Consider the following 22,006-nt stretch of genomic DNA (forward strand, 5'->3'; position numbering starts at 1 on the left):
ATTGAAGAACAATATCCCGGCAGACATTGCCTGCCGGAATATTTCTAACTAAAACGTATAACCTATAACTTACTACTAACTAATAAGTCCTACTTAATATGCTTACCGGCCCCATCAATCCCGATGGTTTCAGTGGTGAGTCGGCCTTGTAAAACGGATTAGACACAAACGTTATTTTCTCCTCAACGTCTGGCTGCTGATCACCTATAAGGCGATTCACCCAAAGATTGGTCACCTCAATTTCCAATTCATTTTCTCCGGCAGTAAATCCTTCTGTGATATTCACTTTGAAGGGCTTTTTCCATACGATTCCCATCGATTTTCCATTCACCTTAACTTCTGCCATGTTTTGTGCCGCGCCTAAATCAATCCACACTTCTCCTCCATCATCCAGCCAGCTTTCAGATGCTTCAATCGTCTTTTTATAGCTTGCTGTTCCGGAAAAATATTTAATCCTCTTATCTGTGTTTTCATTCCATGGGGTAAGTGTTTCAAAAATGGCTTGTTCAGGAGCTCCACGTTCGGATTGGAATTCTACTGTCCAGGGACCAGTAACTTGAACAAGTTTGCGTTCTATTGCCTTAGGAATGTTAAAAGATTTTTTATTTGTTTTTTCACCAAACACTACAAAAACGGCATCGTTGGGTTCCAAGTACAAAGGAACGGTAGTGTGATCTTCTGAAATTGCAAAAGAAGCAGCTTCGCTTTTTCCCGTTTCAGGATACCAAACCTCAGCCGTTTTCCCTGTTACGCGAAAAGTTACATCCAGCTCAGTTGACTCATCGCTGCGGTTGTTTACCCAATAAATATCGGTACCATCTACCTGACGATGCAGGAAGAAAAGTTTACTGTCGGCTTTTGGTTTTGTGTAAACCATATCCGGTGTAATCTTTTGCTGAGTCATTACATCCTTTAGCTCAAATCCAGAGTAAACTTTGCCGCTTCCAACTTTGTTTACACCATTTTCATTCGCCCAAAGTTCGTTAACGATGGCATTGAATTCAGCAGGATCATCGCTTAAACTTGGTGTCATAATCGGTTTTGCTCCCGTAACTACACCGCCGGCTTCTACCATTGTTCTTATTTTCTTTAATACGGCAAGTGTCATGTATCTACTATTGGGATCGAGTACCAAAACCCGGAAGCTCATTCCTGTTGGTGTAAAGTACTTACCGTTTTCTACTGAAATCCAATTTTCAACGGCGTCGGCATTGATAAAATCGTAACTGAATCCTTCGGGAACAGCAGGCAAATCTCCGCCGCGCATTCTGCTGAATAGCGTTGTAATGTTATTGTCTTCGCCGTAATACCAGACAATGTCAGCAACGTATTTTCCCTGCTGCAACATAAAGCAACTGCGGGCTAAATACGATGTCCATGCTGTGGCCTGCTCGGCCCAGGTTTCGTTGCGGGTAAACCACTGACCAAACGGTCCAAGGCTCATACCCGGCACTTTATTCATTAATGGCTGATGTACCGAAGTGTGAATTACAAAACGGTTCAAACCACACGCCATCAAATGATCGGCAATTGGTTTAAGCAACTCTGGCGACCATGCCCAATCAGATCCCATAGCAGTTAACGATTCGGCAGCCACATATCTTTGTCCGTACAGGTGAGCCACTGAAGCAGATTCACGAATATCTGCCTGATAAACTGACGCAAATCCACCTTCGTTTCCGCCAAATCCTCCCGGTGTCCAGCCGGCACCCATAGGTACATCAGCCGTTTTCTTTACTTCCATTCCATCGCCAATAAAGGCACGACGCGCCTCATGCGATTCTGAGTAGCGTCCCATATTACGTTCTTTTAATAGCGTTGTAAGCAGGTCGTAATGGTTTTCTACGACCAGGTCAGCCAGTGTTTTTCTGAAATCCCACAAAAAACGGTCGCTGGCTTCGGCGCTTTCCACAATATGACCGGTTAAAACGGGCATCCACGGAAGCATATCATATCCTCTTCTGTTTTTGAACTCGGAGATCATTTCATCGGTCCAGTTTTGTGTTCCAGCCTCCCAACTGTCAGTTATCACATACTGCAAACCGTGTTCTCCCATCATACCTCCTGTAGCATCTTTATACTGATCGAGGTAATTTGTAAAGTAAGCGTTTACGTGTTTGGCACTCAATTTATCCACTTCAAGTCCCGTAGCTTCAGGCGAGGCAGGTCCATTCTGATGACCGGTTAATGAATAGCCCAAACGAACTATCATCCATTCGCCATTTTCAGGAGTCCAGTTAAGGGTTCCATTTTTCTGCATCTGTGCAGTAAGATCAATAACCTTACTTTTATCCACCACTGTTTCAGGTGCAACCTCCGGCGTCCAAACTTTGTAAAGATCAGTAGCTCCCGAAAAAGCAGCTTTATCCTCGAAACGATTCACGCGGCTTACTGTGTGAAGCACAAATTCCGCAACATCGGTGCCGTTGGAACGTGGTTGTCTGCCAAATCCCAACCCTGCTATTGCAGGATCGGTGCGAACGGGTTGTTTTTCCCAAACTACTCTGAAATATTTTGATGAAGTTGGTGCGAATGAAAGAGTTGATTCATCAACGGCACCAAACGGAAGATCTATAATTTTTTCAAATTTTTTTCCATCCGCAGATGCTTCCAGAAATCGTTTTGATCCGGCCGACATAAACATTCCTCCACCTCCGCCGCCAACAATGGTAATGGCTTGCATATTCACCGGTTCCGAAAATTCGTATTGGATCCACGCTATTTGTGCTTCCGGTAATTTTGCGGTTTTTACCAGGTCGCCATCGCTTAGCAATTCAAGCGTAAAATTTCCACCACTCGATGTAATTTTAGGATTCAATTCCTTTAACGATTTATCAGCATCCGGTATTCGATAGGCAAATACTTTCACATCTTCGTAATAATTCGGCACATCTTCGCCACCGTGTCCTCCCATTGGATTTGGTGCCAAACCAATATTCTGGAATGGTCCTGAAACAACCGGAGACTGAGGTAATTTTCCATTAAATGCTTTTCCGCCTTCAACACGAATTTCGCTCCACACATATTTTTTCATGGCCTCTTCGGGTTTTACCCAGGGGCCCCCACTCTCACTCCATCCCGGCGAACCTGCGATGGCCATTTCCAATCCTAATGAATCGGCCAGTTTTGTGGTAAAAAGGAAATGGTCTTTCCAATCAGGCGTCATATACACCAGCCTGTTTTCTACCACCTGAGGGCTGTTTAATCCGGCGTCGAAATTTTGAAACCCGCCAATTCCCACGCGGTTCATCCATTCCAGATCAGCGCGAATACCTTCTTTTGTAACATTTCCGTTCATCCAATGCCACCAAACACGAGGTTTTGCTTCATCTGGTGGATTTATAAAACCTTCTTTTAGATTAACGACATTATTTTGCTGGCCTGTTTCTTGTGTACAATGAACGAGTAGAAAAAATGTTATTAGCACAAATACGGTTAGTACTTTTTTAAGCATGAGGTGTTGATTTTCAGATTATTTATCGATCCAAACATATTGAAACATTCAGGGGTGATACATATCGTACCCTCGTGATTTTAAATTCAGGTTAAGTTCCTGTAAAAATTAATAGTTGAAAGGGACAGTATACAAGATGCATACTGTCCTCTAATTATTTCATTTTATTGCCAACCCGGATTTTGTTCCAATCCACCTTCTGTATTTGCATTAATTACAGTTTGAGGAATTGGAAATAGCGTAAAATTAATGGAACCAGTGTAGTATGGTACATCACCCATAAACCGTGAATGATTTGTAAGCTGATTAACCAATACTTCGTTTGTTCCTGACACGCTACTACCCATACGTAGCAATGTTGGGAAACGATGTTCTTCGTAGCACAATTCACGTGCACGTTCATCCAGGATAGTGTATATATCTACTTCTCCTGCTGAAATAAGCTTTGTTGCCTCAGCACGGTTACGTATTTCATTTATATCAGCAGCAGCTAAATCGGAATTACCTTTTCGGTAATATGCTTCTGCACGTAGCAATAATGTTTCGGCAGAGCGAACTGCATACCAGTCTCTACCGTACTGCGATATATGCATTGGGATTTCAGAAGGATGCCATCCCCAATCGTCCATTTTTATTTTTGAACGCATAGGAGTCATCATCATCGGTATAGAGATCATATCTTCTGTTACCGGTTGCAAATACAAGCTATGATCCTGATCAAGGCATAAAAATTCCCGCATTAGATTTACCGGATCATTACGCATATCCTCTGCATACTCGCCTGCCCAAACTTTCTTCGCCGCGTAATCAGTTTCAGCTGTTCCTCCTGTTGAAAAGCCACCTAAATATGCACTGGTGCTTCCTCCTGGAAACATGCTTTGATCAACATTTCCGCCAAACGGACAATTTGCTGCTCCATCTTCCAATAAATCTTCGCGCCATGTCATGTTCCTGAAAACCGGACCAACAAATGCAGTTAAAGAATAGTATGGATTTGCAAAGGGCCAGCCACCGATAAGCCCATTTGCCTGGGCTTCTTCAAACGTTGCTGCCTGTAACGTCCAAACTGCTTCTGTATTTCCGGCACTGAAATCGTAGTTTCCAACCTGAAACAAATCAAAGAATACGTTACCATCTTCCCTGTAAGCCGGAACTCCATTTTTCGTTGACAGGTCGGCAGAGTTTGCTCGCGTACCAAAACGCACAGTCATAAGTGGATGAGCATCTATTGTTTTTGTTGCTGCTGCAATAGCTTTATCGTAACTACCAGCATCGTTTATCTCAACGCCCAGTGCGATATAAGCTTCGGCAAGAAAATGATTTGCCACCCCTTGTGCCAAACGTCCGTCCTGTTCAGGATACATGGGAAGTAGTGCTTCGGCAGCCTCTAAATCGGCAATGGCAAATTTATAAACTGCTTCGCGCGAATCGCGCACGTAATCCAACTTTAGCGTTTCACTAATATTGTCTACAATTGGTACTCCTCCAAAACATTCCGCTAAGCGTAAATATCCATACCCGCGAAAAAACCGGGCCTGAGCTACTGCATAATTTTTATCGTCTTCAGTTGTCCACTCAACCATATCAGCACCCAATAATGCCATGTTTGAATAACTGATAAGCTGATACATATCCACCCAAAGATTGTTGAACATCCCGTTGTCGGGTGACCAGGTTGCATAATTTGAATAAGCATTAGCGGTAGGCAGACCAACACCTGTATGAACAATATCAAAAACATCTGCTCCCTGTCCGTGTAACAATTGCTGGGTAGTTAACCCGGTCCAGAACATATTAAAACCACCATACAGATTAAAAGCTTTCCGGTACGCAGTAATCAACTGAGCATCAACCTGACTACTTTTTTCAAAAGCTGTTTCAGGTGTATAAATTGTTTTTGGATCTTCTGTTAGAAAATCTTCATCACTTTCACAAGATGACAGAAAGGATGATATGGCTATAAAGCCTAATATTATGTACTTCAGATTTTTCATTGTTCAGATAAGTTTAGAGTGTTAAATTAATACCCAGCGTAAATGTTCTTGGTAATTGCGCTGCATCAAAATCTCTGATTTCAGGATCGCTGTATTCCCAGTCAGGAGCAATAAAGAATAGATTTGAACCCGATACAAAAACTTTCAAACTCGAAAATTTGATCTTATTAAGTAATTCGTTTTCAAACGTATATGACAAATTCAACTCTTGAAGTCTGATAAAAGTATATTTCTGCAATGCAGTAAACTTTTGATCGCTCCAGTTAACTGAAGGATAAATTTCACTTGGATTTTCTTCAGTCCACCAAGGATGATCTAACATATTATGATACTGGTAACCATCGGTTGACAGGTAAGCCATGTTATTTTCGGCATAACCGTATTTGCCTCCACTAAATATTCCATTAAACAAGGCGTACAATTGGAAGTTTTTCCATGATAAAGTATTCTGTAAACTCATTCTGAAACTTTCCTTACCGAAACCCAGAATTTTTCTATCGTTCACAGTTATTACGCCATCTTCACTACCATCAACGTTTGCAAACATCCCATCTCCAGGGTGTGCACTGTTTGCGTTTATATAATCAACATCGTTTGCCTGAACAACACCAGACCATTCATACCCATAAATTGCCGATAAAGATTCGCCGATAAAAAAACCGGCATTAATGTCATCTTCTTCATCACCTCCGTATAGTTCTACCAATTTGTTTCGATTCAACGAGAATGTTAAACCGGAAGTCCATCGAAAGTCACCAGACTGTACATTTACGGTGTTTATAATGGCTTCAATACCCCAGTTTTCAACTTTACCCATCGTAGCCATCTGTTCTGTAATACCAGCCCCCATAACAGGTATTGTCCTGCTGAATATTTGGTCGGTTGTAGCTGACTTATAACCATCAACTTCGATATGAATACGATTCAACATATCTATTTCGGTACCAATGTTAAAAGATGTAGTGGTTTCCCATGCCAGTTCGGAGTTACCCAGCGTTGCCAGACTTTGCCCCCATTCAACCTGGTTATCGAACCAATAAGCAATTCCGCCACCTCTACCAACATTCATAGTAGAAAGCGTTCCATAAGGTTGTAAGGTTTGGTTTCCGTTTCTACCCCACGAAGCTTTCAATTTTAAATTATTGATGAGCTTACTTGATTTTAGAAACGATTCATTCGACATGGTCCAGGCGGCACCAATAGCCGGGAAATTACCCCATTTTTTATCGGTTCCAAAAACCGAACTACCATCGCGACGGAAAGATGCGTTAAGATGATAGGTATCTTTGAACGAATAACTTGCACGAGCCAGATAACCAACATCATTATGCAGCTCGTAACCAATGGTTTGAATCTGCTGCGTTACTGCATTCGACAGTCCGTAAAATCCTAAATTGGTGTTACCAATACCAGTAAAATCAGTACCAGTCATTCCGAAAGAATCCATTTTTCGCGAATCGCGAGTATATACTAATGTCGCATTGATAAAATGGTCATCAAACTGATTGGTGTAGGTAAGAATATTATCAATTACCCAGGAAGACGTTTTGTTTTCAGCGATTGATCCATTGGCTCTGTCGAGATAAGCAGATTGTGCCTCGGGCGTGTAACCAGCTTCTCCGAGTGACAGATTTACAAAATTTGTTTCGTAGGTAAATTCACGAAGTAAGGTGGTATTCGTGGTATACGAACCGGTTATTTTGTAACTTAAACCTTCAATTCCCGGAATTTTAAAATCAATTGCACCTCCAATTATGGTTGCATTTCTGCGATTTTCATCATCCGTACCCACGTTAGTATCCCACAAGGGGTTCTGTGTTGTTTCTTCGCGGCCATCAACATACAGTCTCCATCTTCCATCGGGCAAATATGGTTCTGTCCAAGGCGAAAGTGTTACGGCAGCACCATAATTGGGCACTATTCCATCATTGTTGTTATAGGATTGATCGAAATTAGCACTTACTGAAAGGTAATCATTAATCTTTGTATTAACCCTTGCCGTAAAAGTGGCCCTTTTATACTGGTTCCCAACAATAAAGTTTTTGTTGTCCAAATACGAAGCTCCTACGAAATAATCCATGGCTTGTCCTGCACCTGAAACATTTATCGCATAGTTTTGCTGCACTCCGGTACGCGTAATCAGATCGTAATAATCGGTTGGTGTATTTGCATCAATGTTTTCTTGTTCCAATGGCGATACCCAGGTTGTTGCCCCGGTACGCGCATTCATAAGATCAATATATTCCTGTGCATCTCTCATATCAGGCCGGTAATTCGGGTTTGAAATTCCTGTTGAAGTGCTTACAGAAATGACCGGTTTACCCAATCTTCCTTTTTTACGGGTAATCATGATAACGCCATTAGCCGCCTTCGATCCGTATGCTGCCAGAGAAGTAGCATCTTTTAACACCTGTATATTTTCGATAGTGGAAGGAGCAATGTCGTTCATGCTTCCCGAGAAAATAATGCCATCTACAACTAAAAGTGGAGCTGTACTTCCTTCATTAATTGATTTCTGACCGCGTACCAAAAGCGACGTTTCCTCTCCGGCTTCTCCTGACTTTGAGAAGTTTATACCGGTAGTTAAACCATCCAGCAACGAGAAAGCATCAGTAGTACCTTTGTTCATTATCGGTGAATTGTCGATATCAACTTTAGCCACTGAGCCGGTAAAATTCTTGCGTTTTGTTACTCCGTATCCAATGGCAACCACCTCTTCCAATCCAATGGTTTCTTCTTCCATTGTAATGTCAATTGTGCTCTGGTCGCCTACTTCAATTTCCTGAGTTCTCATTCCTACAAACGAATATTGCAGTGTTGCTCCATCGGGAATTCCGGCTAAAATGTATTTCCCATCAAAATCGCTTATGGTTCCTATTGTGGTTCCTTTTACTACAACTGTTACGCCCGGCAAGGGTTGACCCGATGTGTCAGAAATATTTCCACTTACCGATTTTTGTTGCATTGCTCCGAACTTATTATCCATTTCGGATGCAGTTTTTATTAATATGTCTTTATTTACAATTTCGTAGGTAACAGATTTACCTTCAAACAATTCATCAAGAATCGCTTCAACAGTTTTACCTTCAACTTCAATGGATACGATCTGACTGTCGTCAAAACGATCGCGGTTATAGAAGAAGTAGAAATCACTTTGTTGTTCAATAGCATCAAAAACATCAGCTATTCTGCCGTTATTCATTTTAACAGTAAGTTTTGTCGTTTGCGAATAAACGCTGGCCGTACTGGCCAATACTGACACTAAAACAAGAAAAATGGTTAACCTCATAATTAACATCATTTTTTTCGCATAGGGATATAACATTCCCAATGCTTCTGATTTTTTTTTCATAAATTTGAATGTTTTTAGTTAATAAATTGATTTAGCTTTAACGAGTTAATGAAATTTTGTAGAGAGGGAGTGCTACCAACATATCCCTCTTTTCATTTCAGAGCATACCCGTTTGAAAGAAGCTAACCGAAGCGGATCTTTTCCATCATAATTTAGGTTTTTAGTTTTTATTCGTTTATTTAGTTAGCAATTTTACTTGCTTTTAGTAAGCCATACTTCCTTGTTTTCAATCCGATAATCAATCTGAGCTGTTCTTTTAATTTTTTCAAGTGCTTCAATCAGGTTGTTGTTGTAACTAAACATTCCCCTAAAACGAAACTCTCCCAACTGTTTATCTTCTATATGAAACTTAATGTCGTATACCCTTTCTAATTCAACTACTAAATCATTCAATGTAGCGTCCTTAAACAAAAGATCTCCGGTCCTCCACGATGTGAAATATTCCGGTTCAACCTGTTCTATCGAAATACTTTTTGCCCCCGCCTTATAAACTGCCCTTTCTCCCGGTACCAAACTAATCTTTTGCTGAGTAGTATTATTTAATTCCATATCGATGCTACCCTCTGCCAGTATTGTTTCAAATAAATCGCTATCGGGGTACGCTTTTATATTGAACGAAGTTCCCGTTACCAGAATATTGGCAACCGGTGTTTTTACAGTAAACGGTTTTTCTGTATTCTTAGCGACCTCAAAATAAGCTTCCCCCGATAATTCAACCTCACGACTTTTATCATTAAACGATTCGACATTGTACGCTACCGTTGACCCGGTGTTTACCCACACTTCTGAACCATCAGGCAAAACACATTTTGCAACATGCCCCTTTGGTGCCGTAACTTCGCAGAGCATTTCAGAAACGGCCTGATTATTGGCTTGATTACCTCCTGTAAAATACCAACTCAATGCAAATGTGATTGGTATGGCAAGTATTGCAGCAATTTTATAAAGTAGCAGTTGACGATGCGAACGGGCCATCTGCAAGGTGCTTTTTGCCTGAACTTTGCTAAGCACATTTAGCTTATCCTTAATGATGTCTTCAGAAGAAATGTAGCTACTGCTTTGTTCCCAAACCTTCTTGTATTTCTGAAAAGAGCTTGTGTTTTCTGAAGATGATTTCAGCCATAACATAAATTCATCTTGTTCATCAGATGACATGTTCCCGGAAAGATATTTGGCAAAAAGGCTGTCTTGATTATATAGCTTATTATTCACTTCGTCTTTTGGTTTAATTACTCATGAGACGAAATTTAATGGTTTTACCCTGTAAAACAAATTACTTTTTTTTTGAAAACACGAAGACCAGGAGGTTAAACATTTGATATTCCGACAATTTACTTCGAAGTTTTTTTAATGCAATTCCCATTTGCATTTCGACCGTTTTTATGGATATATCCAGTTTTGCTGCAATCTCGCCATACTTTAAACCTTCAAACCGACAAAGGATGAAGATATTACGGCATTTTTCGGGCAATTCCTGAATTGATTTATTAATCCTATCATTTAATTCGGCCTCTTCAACCAAATCACGAAAAGGAGTTGTTTCATAAATTTCTTTCAATTTACCCGGTTTCCCATTCCTATTTTCTTTTCTTAAATAATCAATTGTTTTGTTCTTTACAGAGTTGAAAAGATAAGACTTTGGTGTGTGCGGTATATTTAAGTTGGAATGATTGATCCATAGGTCGACAAAAAACTCTTGGACAAGTGACCTTGATTTATCCATATCGGAAAGATACTTGTTTACAAAAAAACAAAGCGATGTGTAAGTCTCGTCAAATAACTGACTAAAGGCTACATCATCCCCATTACGAATTTTTTCAAAAACAGAATTATCCGATAGTCTCATCGTCAGGTTCAATTAGAAAACTGAGACCAATGTAATATCTTTAGTCGGATTTTGAAAAAGTATTGAAAATATTGATCACAGAAAAGATGAATTTTTACTATCTCGTCTTGCTATCAATCCAATTTCCTTTTACAGGAAAAGCAGAACTAAACGTCCTGGAACGCTCACATCCTTAAATATGACTTTATAACCTATCTGACGAAATGTCTATCAACCGTAAAGAACCGTGACTGAAGTTGTAAAGTATTACCGAATTAACACAGAATGAAGCAAATTAATTTATCTCAAAAAGGTAAAAATTATATGTTTCGTTTACACAATCGTTGACAGAGGTACATTGTGTAAACCGAATTAAGCAGTAATAGCGTTCACGATTAGTAAACAAATCCCTATTTAAAACTGCCTGAAGCAACTTAAACCAATAAACAAAGCTTATTGCTTTATAAGAATCCAATTTAACAATCAAAAATTATCATTAAAAATAATCTGAATCTATAACTGTAATTATGGGCCAATAATAAACTTGCCACGATTGCGAACTAACCTCTTAATGGTACTTTATGTATGCCACTTCTGTTTTTCATGACGTCATATTTTAATATAAATATATAATCTCGCTGCCTATAAATGGGAGATTCGAACAAAATTATCCTCTTAATTAATTGAACCAAATATAGATCATTCTGGTTTTCTTTTAAATCTAGCCAATTTTCATAATTCTAAGGATAATTCACCCATTGTAAACTAAACGGTGATAATAAAATTAACCTTTTAAAATCACATGCATAAAAACAATAATTGAAATCGGCTCGAACTGTAGAGTATTAATAAATTAATTCTTAGTCAGTTTTTGTATATTTGATACAGTAAATAAAATTATTGAAGCATTAGAGAGACTTTACCGAGAACAAAAATTTTCGACCTCTGTAAAAAGCTGATTTTAAGCGCACAAGAAAATACAAAATCGTCCTTTACTGGGCACACATAAAAAAAGCAACAATCTAATATTCAGACTGTTGCTTTTTTATTTTCAATTCAATATCAATATAATATAAATATTTCTCCAATCTTAACGATAGTTATACACCTAAAATAATTAGATTTTTTGCCTGCGAACACTAAGGTTTCCTTATCGTTTTTAATTTAATTGTCTAGTTACTTTACTGCAGAACTCACTCCTTCAGAAGTCATTTGTATTCTTTTTATAGTTCCATCAGAATTGTAATACAGGCGATCGATACACACAGAACGAAGATAACTACCACCTGCTGTCGGAATAGAACCGTTGTGATATACAAAATACCAGTTGCCTTTGAATTCCACAATGGACTGATGGTTTGTATTGCTGTTGCCGGCCACCTCATTGAGAATGCCTTTGTACTCCCATGGTCCTTCAATGCTTTTACTCATGGCATAACAGGTTTTCTCCGGAAACCACGCAGCATAAGAAAGGTAGTACCAATCTCCTTTTTTATGAATCCACGGTGCTTCTGTAAAATGTGGCAGGTCAATCGTTTTGATTTCACCTTCCAGTTCAATCATATTCTCTTTTAATTTGGCATAATAGCAGCAGGTATTTCCCCACATCAGGTACGCTTGTCCGTCGTCGTCAATCCATACGGTTGGGTCAATATCATCCCAAGAAATATCTGTGCAATCGGTGGTCATGTCATTTGTTACCAGCGCTGATCCGCGAGCATCAACAAATGGTCCGGTTGGACTATCCGCCACTGCAACTCCAATAGCCTTTCCTCCGGTTTGATGTTCGGTTGAAACATACCAGTAAAATTTGCCGTTCCGCTCAATTACCTGCGCGGCCCACGAGCTGTGATCTTTCGCCCATTTAAAATCGCTTGTTTTCAGAGGAACCGGATATTCTTTCCAATTCTTAAAGTCTTCCGTTGAAAAAACCAACCAGTTGGGCATATTATACCATTTACCATCCCCGGTATCCTGTCCTGCATATACATAAAAAACATCATCATATATAAATGCTGCCGGATCGGCGGTGTATTTATGTGTGATTACTGGATTTCCTGTAGCCTGGAATTCAAAAATCTGCTCATCTTGAGCCTGCACATTAGCAAACCAAAGTATAGTTCCAATCAACATACAAATCTGAACTACTTTTTTCATTGTTATATTTCCTATTTGATTTCAAAACTTGTTTCAGCCGGTTTTAACCATTTCGCTGAGAATTTCAAATTAACTTTTCCCTCTTGTTCTCCTGCACGGATATAAGCGATCATTCGTCCGTGAAATACACGTTGTTTGTTGTCGGTATAATCCGACATATCTGAATTGTTGCTCGCCTCCAGACCAAGTAATTTTGCATCCCCAAGAATCTCGCACGTCACTTCATCATCAGACAATATCACAGGAATTCCATCTTCGTCAACCACCTGAATTACGATTTGAGCAACTTTTCCCTTTTCTATCGCTGTTTCATCTGAAATAACTTTTATTTCATTCGGACGACCTGAGGATTGGATGGCATTTTTACTAACCGTGTTGCCGTTTTCATCTATTCCGATCACTTCCAGTTTACCATCCTGGTATGGAATATCCCAGAAGATGATTCCTGTTTCTTCGTCATAAGGTTTCTTCTCTCCTACGACTTTGCCGTTAAGGTGTAATTCCGCTTGGGTAACATTGGTATAGCACACTACACGAATAGACTGCCCATCCTCGTAATTCCAGATTGGCCAGGCATCCATCGAAGGTCCCCAGTCCCTGTTTCTTTCTGATACAGGATAAGTTCCCAGATAAGCCATTGGTTTGTCCGACCACAACGACTGACGGAAGTAACCACGCGGTTTTATAGATCCACCAAAATTGAGCAGACCGGAATAAAAGCCGCGAGATGGCCAGCGACCAGACTCTCCCAGGTAATCAATCCCTGTCCACAGAAACTGACCGAAAACAAAGTCGCGTGATGTTACGGCTTTCCAGGCTGCCATATCATGACGGTTTTCACTTCCAAAAAGTACCCGATTCGGATATTTTTCATGATCATGATCGTACAAACTTTCGGTATAGTTGTAACCTGTAATATCCAATGCAAATGGATAGCCGGTTTGATTCGACATTGCCACACCGGCCAAACCAGCCGTTTTTGGACGCGACTGATCGTACTGTTTCACCACTTTAACCAATCGTTCGGCAATAGCTCCCAAACGTTCTGCATCAGGCGCATCTTTTTTATACCCGCCAAAGATCGGCTGTGTGAAACCTGTTTCTGCCCCGCCGTCCAGCACCGGGTGCGAATACGGATCATTCGGATAATCCACTTCGTTACCAATGCTCCAGGCAAATATGGATGGATGGTTGCGATCGCGTTTAACCATGTCACCCAAATCTTTCTCGCCCCATTCTTCAAAGAAATCATACGATCCTTCGAAGCCGGGCGTACCAACATTCCAGCCTTGTAGCCATTTGCGTTTGGGGAATTCCCATTCATCAAAGGCTTCATTTAATACCAGCAATCCCAACTCATCGCACAAATCGTACAAATCTGAAGCTTGCGGATTATGACTGGTACGAATGGCATTCACGCCAATTTCTTTCAAAGTCAGGAGTCGTCTCTTCCAAACTTCGCGGGGAACTGCCGATCCCAGCACGCCTGCATCGTGATGCAAACAAACGCCTTTTACTTTCATCGACTCGCCATTTAGCGCGAATCCGTTATTTGGATCGAATGTAAAATGACGGAAACCGGTGGTGGTTGTAGTTTCATCAATTAAATTATCTCCACTATATACCGAAGTTCTCAGCGTATATAAATTAGGACTGTCAAGCGACCAAAGCTCCGGTTTTGTCACTTTCATGGCCGTTTCGATCTTTCCCGACTGTTTCGAATCTACAGTTAACTTATTTGTTGATTTCGCAACCTGTTCATTATTTGCGTCATACAATTCGTTTTTAACGGTAAGTTCTGATGATCCTGGAGAACCATTTTCAATGTTCACTTCAACCTGAAGCTGGTAACCATTTTTAAGTTGTTCGGGATAAGCATAAACGCCCCACTTTTCAATGTGAACAGGATTGGCATAAACCACCCAAACATCGCGATAAATACCCGATCCGGTGTACCAGCGCGAATCAGCCGACTGGCTGTGATCAACACGAACGGCAATCACGTTTACCTCATTAAATTTGATGTAGGGTGTGGCATCGTACATAAACGAAATGTATCCGTTTGGACGTTTCCCAAGCGAAACTCCATTAACAAAAACTTCGCTGCGATTATACACCCCTTCAAAGTACAGATACACTTTTTCATCCTTTTTATCTGCCGGAATTTCCAGGTGCTTACGATACCAAGCAATACCTCCCGGCAGATAACCAGTTGCACTGGCCAACGTCGGACTTAACTGACCTTTTACACTCCAGTCGTGAGGTAGATCAACGGTTTCCCAACGACTGTCATCTAACTGAATATTTTGCCCGTTTTCAACGTCATTTAAACTAAATCTCCAATCATTATTTGTTCGCTCTGATTTCCCAAATCCTGTCTGAGCAAACAGCGAGCCTGCAAAAGCCCATCCAAACAGTAGTGTGAATACTATAATTCGTTTCATTTTTTCTATTTTATCACTAAAAAATCTCACGTTTTTATATCTGAATCATGTTACAATTTACAGAACTTATTCCAAATCTTCCGACATACCCCATTTATCAACTAATCGTTGAAACTCTTTTTGGGTAATCGGCATCACTGTACCGTGGCGCGGATGAAAATTCATCGACACCGCTTCATCGATCACCTCAAAATGCTGCAAGTCGGTGCTTTTTGTAAACTGATAGCGGCCGCTAGTGTAAACGTCGTACATCAGTATATATTCGTCAGAATTATTCAGCTTGAAAACGCCAGATCCTTCTACTCGTTCAGTTTCTTTATCTACACGATCAAAATTGGGATAAGTATATCCTCCGTTTAGTTTTTCTGAAATGGCCAGTTTTATTCCGGGAGCGCCACTTTCTGCTTTATGAAATAAATAAAACCTGCCATCTTTTTCTACGATATCTCCATCGATACAGGCATTATAGTCTGGATTGTATAACAACTGTTTAGGAGCATCCTCCAGTCCCGTAAAATCCTTATTGGCATAAGCATAATAAATTATATCAGGATGTGCACCACTGTCTTTCATCGACCAGTAAACCATGTATTTTCCTGTCGCTTTATCGTAAATGGTTTGCGGAGCCCAAACCCGGTCCACATCACCAAACTCATCCGGATAAGTCTCAGGAATATTGATTACCGTTGTTTTCCAGTTAATCAGATCTGTAGATTTCATCAGTATCATGGCAAAATTATTCCACCCTTGTTCGGGCACAAACAAATCAGTGGCTACCATGTAAAAGGTTTTGCCGTCGGCACCACGCAAAATATGTGGGTCTCGCACACCACCTGATGTACTGATATTTTTGGAATCCAACACCGGTTGATTATTATTCAGCGCACGATAGTTATATCCATCGGTACTTACCGCATAACGAATAGCCTCTTCGCCCGGCCCGTTGCCTGTGAAATAAGCAAATAAATAGGAATCGGTTTGCGGAGTTTTGTTTTGACACCCAACGATGGAAAACAGCCCGGTAAAAAACAAGAAACAGTTAAGTATTACAGCTAGTAATTTTGGCTTCGGTTTATTCATTTGTCTTTAGTATTTATTTACGGATTTTTATTGTTACAAATTTAATCTACAGAACTGCTTGGACCTGTTGCAGAATCGTCAAATTGTAAGAACAAATTCGACAGTTAGCGCAAAAACTTACAGAAGATGAGTTCGTTAAAATAACGAACCCATCTTCATTTACCTGTCTAACCAAACTAACTACTAATGTTTTATTACTATCTTTTTTGCAAGTGATCCTTCACTTGTAACCATTCTCAACATATAAATGCCGGTTGGGATGCTTGATACATCAAGTTCTTTCAAACTTTTTGATTTCATATCTACATCCATTATTACCGCACCATTCATATTGTACAACTGTAAAGAAGAATAGTCTTGCTTGGAATATTCTAAATAATTGATGTGTAAAATATCGTTTGCCGGTACCGGCCAAACTTTTATATCACCTTCCTCCATGTGGGTATCATATACTGCAGTTGACAAATCATCGTAAAGTTCAGCAACTTCTGTTCCCGACAATTGATAATTGTATATTCGGTAATCATCTATTACACCTTCAAATATTTTCTTTGTTGAGATATTGATACCAATATAATTCATTACAAGGTCGAGATCTGATGGTTTAATAACCATTGTTACAGATTCAGCAAGCAATTGTCCATCCAGATAAATATATGCGCCATTTTCACCCAATGTTACAACAAGGTGTGCCCATTTATTTGCAGGTAGTGCGGCGGCGTTCAGGGTATATTCCATCCCATTACTTTTAACTCCGAATTCCGTTTGCCCACCAATTGATGGAGACAAATAGATATATTCATCGTCTCCTGAGCTAAAACTAAAAAGGTGCTGACCTACAGCAAAACCAGCCCAGTTCACCCAGCATGCAATCGAAATAGCATCATGGTTAGCTATATTTTCCGGAAGTTGAACAAAATCGCTTGATCCGTTAAAAGATAAAGCTCCTGCACCAACTTTGCCTTCAACAAAGGTGCCTCCGTTAGCCACACCATGATTTAAGTTAATTGTATTATCGGTAATATCCTGGTTGTCAAAAGTAAAATGTTCAACCATGTCATTTTCTGCGGTAGCTGTAGCCGACACTTCTGCCGTATATTCCGAACGGTTAAGCGCTTTGTCCATAGCCCTTACTTTATAAAAGTATTGAATTCCGCCCTCTGTTGTATTATCAACAAACGACGTAGCTACAACATTCCGGGCAATGGTATTGAATTCTCCACCTGCAGATTTAGCGCGGAGAATATCATAACCTGCCACATCCGGTTCCTGACTGGCAGTCCACTCCAGTTTTATAGAGACAGCATTTGCGTTAGCAGTCAGACTTTGGGGTTCACTGGGTGCATCAAATTCAACAGGAGCATCAACAGCTAAAAAACGCCACTGTTGATTTGCCGCATCTGTTTTTTCTCCCTGCACCAGATTTCCTGATCCATCAATTTCAGCACAATACGAGCTCTCTCTGCTTCTAATGTAAAACCATCCGTCTTCTGCATAGTCGAGGTACCATTGTTGGTTACCATACGGTCCATTATCCCAAATACTGATTTTACCACCAGGTTCTAATGAATAGCCATATAAATCCAGCCGTCTGCTACTACTGGAAACGGGCTTAATTCGATAATAACTAAAATCACCTCCTACGCGTGAATCAACCGGAGAAACCTCCCATTGCTGTGTATTCGCCCCTGAGTCATCTGCCTCGTAAATACCGGCTTCGTTGTAATCACCGGCAACTTCCAAAACCTGTCCGCTTTGTCGATTAACCAACTTATACGTTCCGTTAATTTCGGGTTGAACGTCATCTCCCCAAGTGATATTAATTACACGCTCGGCATTTGTTTGTCCTGATCCGTACCCCGTACCTCCAGGCATTTCAAGGGCAAATACACGTTGAGGTCCAATACCATCAAAGTACACAGCCCTGTCTTTAGAAATATAACTAAAAGTTGTCGTTTTTGCCTGACGTTCAGAAGTACCACCAAAGGCCTGTATTTTGCCTTCAGGAGTACGATACACTGCAGCGGCCGTCCAGTTATTCCGATGCTCGGCATAACCAATCCTGTCCCCGTCAAAGGCTTTCACCATTTCTCCCCTGGCCAGTTCAGCAGCACCCCACCAAATGCCGGTTTGCATACCGTATTCATAGCCAACCAATCCTTCCACAACGTTGTGCATCTCATCGGCAGTTGCATGGTGTCCATTTGCTCTAACGGTCTGAAAAAAGTTGGCAAATCCATCAAAACTTCCTGCCAGTTGATGCGTGTTGCCTTCATCTACACCTGCAGGAACCAAATAATTATACCATCCAAGTGCCTCATCACAATTCAATGTGTTTCCTCCGGATAATCGTATATTATCAAAAAACGGATTATTATTCATCGAATCGGTAATGTTGTACATATCCTGTTCAGAACCTTGTCCCCAACCATAATCGGGCTCGTTAAAGGCACCGACTGTAACAATGTTATGTCCGGCATCCATAAAGGCCTGAGCCGTTGTTTGAATCAACTGCTCCCAACGACCTGGTTGCTCCACATACCAATCATCTACCCACGGATGATCGCTGTTTAGCGCCAGATTTGTGTTGGACCCAACATATGTATTAATTAAATAAAGACGCCATTCAAGATCTTTAAGCTGTTCTTCTGTAAGCGCAGTATCGTTAACCAATGGATAGGTAGGCTGAAAAGATGCACGTACAATATCAATTTGGTCGTGCCCCATAAAAAGAATGGCGCGACGAAAGTTTTGCTCGTTAGACCAGGCCAGATCGGGTCCAAATTCAATGGTTTTTGATATTCCCGGAGCAGTAACATCAAATACTACATTTCGATCGGAAACCGGTTGTGCAAGCAAATTGTCGGCAGCCCCGGCAGTTTGTGCATGAATTTGGAGATTTCCAAATCCAATAATCAGCAGTATTGTATATAAAAGTTTAGTCGTTTTCATAAAACTTTATTCTTTTGTTTTTTTGTCTTTAGTTCCTCGTTAATTCGACTTCGTTTGAAATGTGTTTAAGGAATGTGGACCGAGAATTACATTTAAGAAACGTTCTTCAAGCTCCACACAAACCTCCTTCGATTCGTCACTTAAATTTCCTGCAAAAACAACATAGTTCCCTTCCGTATTCTTGGCAACCAAAACAGGTAGTTTATCCTCTTTTCCATTTTTGAAAGCCAGAACCTTACTTCCGGGAGTCAGGAATTGTGTATAATGTTTTACCGCAAAATATTCAGGAGTAAAGGTTGCTGTCTTTTCTTTTGAATCCACACGGATCAAGGCATTTTGCTTCCATCCCCATCCACTTACTCCATCATCAGCCAGAATGGCATTCCAAAAAGTATATTCTTCGCAACCATTTCCCAGGTAGTGGTTGATTAGGTTGAAAGTATGTTCTGCTGCTCCCCAATCGAACGAGCCCCAACCACATTCGCTTTCAGTTTGTACATATTTATAATTTGGATATTTCTCTCGAAGACGAGGCAGAATCTGTCCGCCCTCCCACTGAAAACCAAGACCTTTAATCGATTGCTGCATTCTTGAATCGGAAAGAACCTCATCAATAATCTCAAAATGATTGGTATTAATTGTTCCCAAATACAGATCAACATCCGGGTGTTGTTCTTTCAGTATTGGTGCAAGATATTCTGCATTAAAACGGATAATTCCCTCAGGCGTCCAGGCACACCCCGGATACGGAGTATAACTCCAGGCTTCATTTTGAAACATCACTTGTGTTACCGGAATTCCTTCTTCTGCATAGGCATCAATAAACTTGCAGAAATAGTTTGCATACGTTTGGAGATATCGCGGATCCTGGATGAAATAATCGTTTACAGCCAGTTTGCCGGGAAATAAACCGTCGTATGACTTTTCACTATCTTCGAAAAGCAGGTAATCCTGTTTGGGATTCAGCTCATTAAAATCGGCATTACTCACAACCGAGTAATACTGGTTAATTTTCATCCATGAAGGTGGCGACCAGGGCGAAATCCAGAATGTTAGCTCCGGATTATACTGCTGCGCTGCCTTTATGAATGGAATTAATGTTGTTTTGTCCCGGTCGACATTAAAATATTTAAGCTCGAAATCGCCGCTTACCTCATCACAACTGTACCAGTCGCGGGCATAGTCGTTGGCGTTCATAGAAAATCGCCCCATAGTAAAACGTAAATCTCCTTCAGGAGAAAACAGATCATTTAAAATAACTTCCTGCTCTTTGTCGGGAAGCATATTCAAAGCATCCCATCCTCGTTCATTAAAACAAGTTCCCCAGGCTTTAAAAGTTATAATCTCTGTATTACCTTTTACTACCAAATCAGGTGAAGTTGATACTTTCTTTTCAAGTTTGACGGCCGACTGATTCCAGGTGTTGTTTTCTGTGCTACTTATCCAGGTTACAGATTGAGCAATGACTGTTACCCCATTAACAATAACAAAAGTCAGTATGAGTATTACTTGTCTCAATCTGTTAGATAAAATTTGTTTCATTTTGTGAATCTCGGTTTCTTGTTGGTTTAATTTCAGTTGAGATTTTTTTGCTGAAATATTTGGCAGACAATAAAAGTGAAAATATGCAGGCTAATTAGCCTGCACATTTTCTGATTAAATCTGTAAGCCTATTTCACAAATAATTGTACATCGTCAAATCCTGTCCAACCATCTCCACCATCACCAGACTGGGTTGAAATTTCGATTCCTAATTTTGCACCAACTGACTCAGCAGTTGCTGTTGCCGACAATTCAATGGCATTCCATTGAGAAGCAACGAGATTAAAGGTTTGAGTAGCGATTACATTCCTAACACCATCGCCGGAGTTATAATACAGTGTAGCTGTAAATTTCGGACCGTTCCAAATATCAAATGCATCAACATTCAACAAGATTTCTTCACCTTCAGCAATTGTATGATCCGTAAGGTTATATACCGAAGGATCGCTACTCTTCATATAGCCTCTATAATTATCAGACACAGTATCCCACCAGCCGCCGGCTTCAACACCTGAATCGCTTGCTCCTGAATCACTTGCCCATCCCGGTACTGCAGACCAATTTTGTTGTTTTCCACTTCCCGGTAATGCAAAATCTGCATTTTCAACTGTTACAGGTTCGAAAACTTTCACTTCTTCTGTTACAGAAACGGTTTTTTCTACAACAGCAGGTGTTGAACCCGCTGCGCCATTTGCTGTCAAGGTTACTGTATAATCACCATAATCAGCATACGTATACGTAGGATTCGCTTCGGTTGAGGTTCCACCATCTCCAAAATCCCATGACAAGGAAACAGTAGCAGTAGTTGTACTGGTAAACGAAACTTCCTTCTCATTTACTTCATAACTAAATGATGCGGTTGGATTTTCGACTACTGTAACAGATTTACTCACCTCTGCCGGAGAAGATCCTTCTTCCCCAAATATGGTCATTGTTACGGTATAAGTTCCACCTGCTGAATAGGTATGCTCGGGACGCATTGCGATTGACGCACCGCCATCTCCAAAATCCCAAGCCAGGGTAATGCCATCTGTTGCTGTTGCCTCAAATGCAACCAACAAAGGATTCTCAGCACTAACTTCATAGGTAAAATCTCCTGTAGGATCAATCAGGTCATCCTCTGTACAAGCGAAAACAAATAATGACACAATAAATGTCAGCGCTAATACCTTATAATTGTATTTATTAAATTGTTTCATTTTAATT

11 protein-coding genes are annotated in these 22,006 nt (G+C 40.5%); all 11 read right to left on the reverse strand.

Going from position 1 to position 22,006, the window contains the following annotated elements:
• Window positions 1-79 precede the first annotated feature (79 nt).
• The 11 genes from G4420_RS11395 to G4420_RS11445 all read right to left on the reverse strand — a co-directional run bounded on the left by G4420_RS11395 (window position 80) and on the right by G4420_RS11445 (window position 21,999).
• Complete coding sequence (locus tag G4420_RS11395) at window positions 80-3,454, reverse strand: glycosyl hydrolase (protein WP_163323762.1); 3,375 nt, start codon at window positions 3,452-3,454, stop codon at window positions 80-82.
• Between the two features lie 164 nt (window positions 3,455-3,618).
• Window positions 3,619-5,448 (reverse strand): RagB/SusD family nutrient uptake outer membrane protein, encoded by a 1,830-nt coding sequence (locus tag G4420_RS11400; RefSeq protein WP_163323763.1) that lies wholly within the window; start codon window positions 5,446-5,448, stop codon window positions 3,619-3,621.
• A 13-nt stretch (window positions 5,449-5,461) separates the two neighbouring features.
• Window positions 5,462-8,800 carry a TonB-dependent receptor gene (locus G4420_RS11405; protein ID WP_163323764.1) on the reverse strand — a complete coding sequence of 1,113 codons (3,339 nt, stop codon included), beginning with the start codon at window positions 8,798-8,800 and terminating at the stop codon, window positions 5,462-5,464.
• 192 nt (window positions 8,801-8,992) lie between these two features.
• Entirely contained in the window at window positions 8,993-10,012 is a 1,020-nt protein-coding gene (locus tag G4420_RS11410; protein WP_163323765.1) for a FecR family protein, read from the reverse strand.
• A gap of 61 nt (window positions 10,013-10,073) precedes the next feature.
• On the reverse strand, window positions 10,074-10,646 hold the full coding sequence (locus G4420_RS11415; protein ID WP_163323766.1) for an RNA polymerase sigma-70 factor: 573 nt from the start codon (window positions 10,644-10,646) through the stop codon (window positions 10,074-10,076).
• 1,155 nt (window positions 10,647-11,801) lie between these two features.
• Window positions 11,802-12,782: a glycoside hydrolase family 43 protein gene (locus G4420_RS11420; protein ID WP_246241600.1), complete on the reverse strand. Its 981-nt coding sequence runs from the start codon at window positions 12,780-12,782 to the stop codon at window positions 11,802-11,804.
• Between the two features lie 11 nt (window positions 12,783-12,793).
• Entirely contained in the window at window positions 12,794-15,226 is a 2,433-nt protein-coding gene (locus G4420_RS11425; RefSeq protein WP_163323767.1) for a sugar-binding domain-containing protein, read from the reverse strand.
• A 66-nt stretch (window positions 15,227-15,292) separates the two neighbouring features.
• The gene (locus tag G4420_RS11430; RefSeq protein ID WP_163323768.1) at window positions 15,293-16,306 is read right to left on the reverse strand and encodes a glycoside hydrolase family 43 protein; all 1,014 of its coding nucleotides are present in this window, start codon (window positions 16,304-16,306) and stop codon (window positions 15,293-15,295) included.
• A 183-nt stretch (window positions 16,307-16,489) separates the two neighbouring features.
• On the reverse strand, window positions 16,490-19,258 hold the full coding sequence (locus G4420_RS11435) for a LamG-like jellyroll fold domain-containing protein (RefSeq protein ID WP_163323769.1): 2,769 nt from the start codon (window positions 19,256-19,258) through the stop codon (window positions 16,490-16,492).
• Between the two features lie 39 nt (window positions 19,259-19,297).
• Window positions 19,298-20,776, reverse strand: coding sequence for a glycoside hydrolase family 30 protein (locus G4420_RS11440; protein WP_204273667.1), 1,479 nt, complete (start codon window positions 20,774-20,776; stop codon window positions 19,298-19,300).
• Between the two features lie 152 nt (window positions 20,777-20,928).
• Complete coding sequence (locus tag G4420_RS11445) at window positions 20,929-21,999, reverse strand: PKD domain-containing protein (protein WP_163323771.1); 1,071 nt, start codon at window positions 21,997-21,999, stop codon at window positions 20,929-20,931.
• Window positions 22,000-22,006: the final 7 nt, after the last annotated feature.

This window comes from Draconibacterium mangrovi (genome assembly GCF_010586825.1).
Lineage (GTDB): Bacteria > Bacteroidota > Bacteroidia > Bacteroidales > Prolixibacteraceae > Draconibacterium > Draconibacterium mangrovi.

Coding starts and splice junctions, on each gene's coding strand:
- G4420_RS11430 (WP_163323768.1), bottom strand. CDS start 16,306: ATGAATAAACCGAAGCCAAAATTACTAGCTGTAATACTTAACTGTTTC.
- G4420_RS11420 (WP_246241600.1), bottom strand. CDS start 12,782: ATGAAAAAAGTAGTTCAGATTTGTATGTTGATTGGAACTATACTTTGG.
- G4420_RS11435 (WP_163323769.1), bottom strand. CDS start 19,258: ATGAAAACGACTAAACTTTTATATACAATACTGCTGATTATTGGATTT.
- G4420_RS11395 (WP_163323762.1), bottom strand. CDS start 3,454: ATGCTTAAAAAAGTACTAACCGTATTTGTGCTAATAACATTTTTTCTA.
- G4420_RS11405 (WP_163323764.1), bottom strand. CDS start 8,800: ATGAAAAAAAAATCAGAAGCATTGGGAATGTTATATCCCTATGCGAAA.
- G4420_RS11400 (WP_163323763.1), bottom strand. CDS start 5,448: ATGAAAAATCTGAAGTACATAATATTAGGCTTTATAGCCATATCATCC.
- G4420_RS11445 (WP_163323771.1), bottom strand. CDS start 21,999: ATGAAACAATTTAATAAATACAATTATAAGGTATTAGCGCTGACATTT.
- G4420_RS11415 (WP_163323766.1), bottom strand. CDS start 10,646: ATGAGACTATCGGATAATTCTGTTTTTGAAAAAATTCGTAATGGGGAT.
- G4420_RS11425 (WP_163323767.1), bottom strand. CDS start 15,226: ATGAAACGAATTATAGTATTCACACTACTGTTTGGATGGGCTTTTGCA.